The sequence below is a fragment of the Endozoicomonas sp. SESOKO2 genome (assembly GCF_024606245.1).
Taxonomy (GTDB): domain Bacteria; phylum Pseudomonadota; class Gammaproteobacteria; order Pseudomonadales; family Endozoicomonadaceae; genus Endozoicomonas_A.
Genome location: NZ_JAHHPQ010000476.1, coordinates 1 through 1,085, shown reverse-complemented (window position 1 = coordinate 1,085; position 1,085 = coordinate 1). Strand labels below are relative to the sequence as shown.

Genomic DNA, 1,085 nt, shown 5'->3' with positions numbered 1-1,085 from the left:
ATTGATGAGCTGAATCGATTAAGATCCATTGCCACCTTTGATGACGTTAAAACCTATATTCTGGATGGTCGCCATCAACAAGGATTCCGGCCACCTGATCAGCAGCAGTTAGCTGCAGTGCATCAGGAAAAGGAAGTCTGTCAATTGCTGCATGAGGCCAATTTTATCTTGCATGGCCCGAGTGGTTTGATAGCACCGCTGGCAAACAGCAAAGGTGAATTTGCCAGCAAAACTGTGGGTGTTAGTGAATATGAAACCAAAAGCGGAGATTATAGTGAAACAGGCCGTCATGGAATAAAAGAGATTGATATGGGCTTTAGCTGTCAGCGTTTATACCTGATGGAAAATACATACCCTGACACTGTATTCAAGGACGATTTACTGCGTAAGTATTGCGCTAACCCACTGAGCAAAAGCAGTGATGGGAATGACCAGAGCGTATTTTATTTTGTCTATGGTCATGATGAATATTTTCTTGCTCAGGCGCTGAGAGTTCTGGTGCTGATGGAAGGAGACAACGACAGAGATGTGGTGTTAGTCAGCTCTCGGCAGCTTAATCCGGGCTACTTCAGCAAGCATTTCCCCGAACAGCAGCCGGACTTTTTTCCCTATAAGTCTGTTAATTTATTTAAAATCAACAGTGATGATAAAAAAGATGTGATCATGACTTTCCAAAATCCCATTGGTCAGAAGGAAAAAAATGTAAACATTATTATCCCTGATCGAATAGTAGATAGTGACTTTGATCTTTTACAACAAGGTTCTGTAATCAATTGGAGTTCCGGTGATATCAGCATCTCCGATGTTCTTGCCAAAGGAAAAATCCCAATCATTGAGCAATATAAAAAATGGTATCTATTTAAGGAAGTGGTGATAACAATGAAAAAATTTTGTGCAATTCCGGGAAATGAGCAATATGGTCTTTTGATAGCCCCTTGGAAAACGGCTAGTGCGAACTTACCTGATAACACCGTGGGTTCTCTCAAGAACAACCCAGATAAGAGAGTCTCATTGCAACAACTGCTTGGTGCGCAATGGCAAGCGTTCGAACGTGACTTCACGGATTGGTTAAAAAAGAACAATCA

1 protein-coding gene is annotated in these 1,085 nt (G+C 41.6%); it reads left to right on the top strand.

The genetic code is table 11. From position 1 onward, the window contains the following. Positions 1 to 117: 117 nt before the first annotated feature. Positions 118 to 1,085 (top strand): hypothetical protein (locus tag KDK17_RS10720; protein WP_257288067.1); only part of this gene is annotated, 968 nt, incomplete at its 3' end.